Below are 3,376 nucleotides of genomic sequence, written 5' to 3'. Positions count from 1 at the left end.
GCGACCGCCGAGGCTTACCGTCTCGTGGATGCTCCGCGATGAGCGGCCGCTGGGCACGGGCCATGCTGTCGGCTTACCGATTCGCGGGTGCGGCAGCCTATCCGCTGGTCGGGCCCTACGTTGCCTGGCGCACCTCGCGCGGCAAGGAAGACCGCTACCGCCGCCGCGAGCGCTATGGCGTCGCCGGCCGCGCGCGCCCCGACGGGCCGGTGATCTGGATCCATGCCGCGAGCGTCGGTGAGACCATAGCCGTCGTGCCGCTGGTCGAAAGCATTCTCGACTATGGCGTCAACATCGTGCTGACGACCGGCACGGTGACCTCTGCGCAGGTCGCCGACGAGCGGCTCGGTGACCGGATCATCCATCAATATGTACCGCTCGATCTCAAGCCGGCGGTCAGCCGGTTCCTCGATCACTGGCAGCCGGATCTGGCAATCATCGCCGAATCCGAGATCTGGCCGATGACCATCCTCGAGCTTGGCGCGCGCCGTGTGCCGCAGGTGCTGGTCAATGGCAGGCTGTCCGACCGCTCGTTCAAATCGTGGAAGAAACGGGCCAACATCGCCGAGGCGCTGTTCGAGAACCTGGCTCATGTCGTGGCGCAGTCGGATGTCGATGGCGAGCGGTTTCTCGCGCTCGGCGCGCGGCCGGTGACGGTGTCGGGCAACCTCAAGGTGGACACGTCGCCGCCGCCGGTCGACGAACGGGCGCTGGCGACACTGCGGCGGCAGATAGGCACGCGCCCGACCTGGGCGGCGATCTCGACCCATGACGGCGAGGAAGTGGTCGCGGCTGAAGTCCACGCGACGCTGCACAAGCGCCACCATGGTCTTCTGACGATCGTCGTTCCGCGTCATCCCGATCGAGCCGAGGCGCTTGCGGCGCAGATTTCCGGCATGGGCCTGAAAGTCGCGCGGCGCAGCAAGGGCGACAGGATCACGGCCGACACCGACATATTGCTTGGCGACACGATCGGCGAGATGGGGCTCTATCTCCGGCTGACGGAAATAGCCTTCGTCGGCCGCTCGCTGACCTCCGAGGGTGGCCAGAACCCGCTGGAGCCGGCCATGCTCGACACGGCGGTTCTCGCCGGGCGCAATGTGCAGAATTTTCGCGAGGCCTACCAGCGTCTCCTCGACAGCGGCGGCGCCAAGCTGGTGCGCGATCGCGACATGCTGGCCGGCGCCGTCAATTTCCTCCTGACCAACGAAGTGGCGCGCCACGAGATGATGGCGGCAGGCATTGCGACCGTCGACGAGATGCGCGGTGCGCTGGCGCGTACGCTGAAATCGCTTGAGCCCTACATCCAGCCGCTGGTCGTCAAGTCGCGCCTGAAGGGCGCGAACGGGCGCTAGCGTGGCCTCGGAAGCACCACCATTCTGGTGGGAAGAGCCGGACTGGCGGGTCCTGGCACTGTTGCCGCTGTCGGCCATCTATGCGGCTGCCGCCGGCCGCGGCATGCGGCGGGCCAAGCGTGAGAAGATCGAAGCGCCTGTTCTGTGCATCGGCAATTTCACGGTTGGCGGCACCGGCAAGACACCGGTGGCCATCGCGCTCGCCAAGCAGGCCAAGCGCATGCATCTGAAACCAGGCTTCCTGTCGCGCGGCCATGGCGGCTCCTTCGCCGAGCCGCACGTGGTCGATATCGACCACGACAGCGCCCGGCATGTCGGCGACGAACCGCTGCTGCTCGCCGAACACGCGCCGGTGGCGGTGACGCCGAACCGCGCCGCCGGCGCCCGGCTGCTGCTGGAACGGAATGGCTGCGATTTCCTGATCATGGACGATGGCTTCCAGAGCGCCCGCATCCACATCGACTATGCGCTGGTCGTGGTCGATGCGCGCTACGGGATCGGCAACGGCCGCGTCATTCCGGGGGGGCCGCTCAGGGCCAAAATCGTCGACCAGCTGGTTTTCACCAGCGGGTTGTTGAAAATGGGCGAGGGCACTGCCGCCGACAGCGTGGTCCGCCAGGCGGCACGCGCCGGCCGGGCGATCTTCGAGGCCCATACAGAGCCACGCGGCAAGGCAGGGCTTGCCGGCAAGCGGTTCCTCGCCTTCGCCGGTATAGGCCATCCCGAGAAATTCTTCGACACGGTGCGCGAGGCCGGCGGCGAACTGGCATTGACGCGGCCGTTTCCGGACCATCATTTCTATGCGGAGGACGAACTTGCCGAGTTGGCGGCGACCGCACGCACTGAGGGGCTGGTGCTCATCACCACCGCCAAGGACGCCGCCCGGCTGCGCCACGGCGCCTCACAGGACTTTCTCGACCGGCTCGAGGTGCTGGAGATCGACACGGTCTTCGAACTCGATCACGTTCCCGAGCGCATCATCGACGAGACGCTCGATGCCTGGCGCCAGCGCAAGCTGAAGGGTTAACTGCGCTTACGCAGCTCCGGATGCATCTCGATTTCACGGCGCAGCGAGGCGGTGGCGCTGATATAGGGCTCTTGCCTTGCGACGCTCCAGTACTTCAACTCGTCGAGCGGAATGCTTTCGCCTGTCACCGCGCAGCGCACGAACGCGCCGGGACTGGTAACCTGGAAGTCGCCATCCAGATAGCGGATGCGGGCTTCCTTGCCGCCGGGGCCTTCGAAACGGTTCATCATGCGGGGACGCCAGGGTTCATGAGGATTTCATCGCCATAAATTCCCGGCGAGGTCAAGCATGAGACAAGCCTGAGACAATGCTGAACGCTTATTGTGAAGCGGAAAAATGTTGTTGGTGGGCCGCAATGGACGTTTCCTCCACTCGTCTTCCCGCCCTGCTTAGGGAAGTGATGACGCCGCAAGCCGTGCCCTTGGGGCAGGCTGATCCCGTGATGACGGCACTGGTCAAGGCGCTGGTCCAACCGCCGGCGCCGTCTCTGCTCGCGCAGCAGACAGCGCCGGCGCTGTTGATTTTGCCGGCGGCGCCGATGGCCGTCAAATCGCAGCAGATCGCATCCGCTGGCATCGTCGAGGCCTATCTTGCCCAGCTTGAGACGGGCGAAGAGGCGGCGTTGGCAACAGTCGTGGCGAGAAAGGCAAAACCCGAAGCCGAAACGCTGCGAGCCTTCTTGCCGCCTTCGACAACCGCCAATGACAATGCCTCCGCCAGGGTTGCGGGGCTGTCATTGCTTTCGCTTATCCCGCCGCAGGCTCCAATCCCGCGCAACGCTGCCGCCCTGGGTACGCCGGCGGGCAGGTACAGGCCGGCCAATCAATCCCATGGTGCGGTGCCGAACCCTGAGCAGTTGCTGGTGGAAATTGGCTTTGTTTCGATAATGGCCGGTTTGCTGGGAGCGGTGATCCTTGGGTTCGTTTTGTTGTTGCGTCGCTGAGCTTCGAATCGGCCGGTGTTACATATAGGTCCGGAAGGCCTATCGCTCGAC

Annotated in this window: 4 protein-coding genes; 3 read left to right on the top strand and 1 reads right to left on the bottom strand. The window is 65.2% G+C overall.

Going from position 1 to position 3,376, the window contains the following annotated elements; translation table 11 throughout:
- Window positions 1-38 precede the first annotated feature (38 nt).
- Both waaA and lpxK read left to right on the top strand, forming a co-directional pair.
- Window positions 39-1,355 carry a lipid IV(A) 3-deoxy-D-manno-octulosonic acid transferase gene (waaA, locus tag EN925_RS28820; RefSeq protein WP_013532343.1) on the top strand — a complete coding sequence of 439 codons (1,317 nt, stop codon included), beginning with the start codon at window positions 39-41 and terminating at the stop codon, window positions 1,353-1,355.
- Window position 1,356: 1 nt separating this feature from the next.
- Window positions 1,357-2,382, top strand: coding sequence for a tetraacyldisaccharide 4'-kinase (gene lpxK, locus EN925_RS28815; protein ID WP_127370300.1), 1,026 nt, complete (start codon window positions 1,357-1,359; stop codon window positions 2,380-2,382).
- Here the strand turns inward: lpxK and EN925_RS28810 are convergent.
- Window positions 2,379-2,612, bottom strand: coding sequence for a DUF2093 domain-containing protein (locus tag EN925_RS28810; protein WP_013532341.1), 234 nt, complete (start codon window positions 2,610-2,612; stop codon window positions 2,379-2,381). The genes lpxK and EN925_RS28810 overlap by 4 nt on opposite strands.
- A gap of 125 nt (window positions 2,613-2,737) precedes the next feature.
- Between EN925_RS28810 and EN925_RS28805 the strand changes: the two genes are divergently transcribed.
- A complete protein-coding gene (locus tag EN925_RS28805) occupies window positions 2,738-3,325 on the top strand; it encodes a hypothetical protein (protein WP_128337104.1) in 588 nt (195 codons plus the stop codon).
- Window positions 3,326-3,376 lie beyond the last annotated feature (51 nt).

Origin of the sequence: Mesorhizobium sp. M7A.F.Ca.US.006.04.2.1, assembly GCF_004022915.1 — a bacterium.
Taxonomy (GTDB): Bacteria; Pseudomonadota; Alphaproteobacteria; order Rhizobiales; family Rhizobiaceae; genus Mesorhizobium; species Mesorhizobium ciceri.
This window is presented reverse-complemented; position numbering and strand designations above follow the sequence as displayed.

Excerpts from the sequence above, each read along its gene's own strand:
- EN925_RS28810 (WP_013532341.1), bottom strand. The coding sequence starts at position 2,612 with ATGATGAACCGTTTCGAAGGCCCCGGCGGCAAGGAAGCCCGCATCCGC.
- waaA (WP_013532343.1), top strand. The coding sequence starts at position 39 with ATGAGCGGCCGCTGGGCACGGGCCATGCTGTCGGCTTACCGATTCGCG.
- EN925_RS28805 (WP_128337104.1), top strand. The coding sequence starts at position 2,738 with ATGGACGTTTCCTCCACTCGTCTTCCCGCCCTGCTTAGGGAAGTGATG.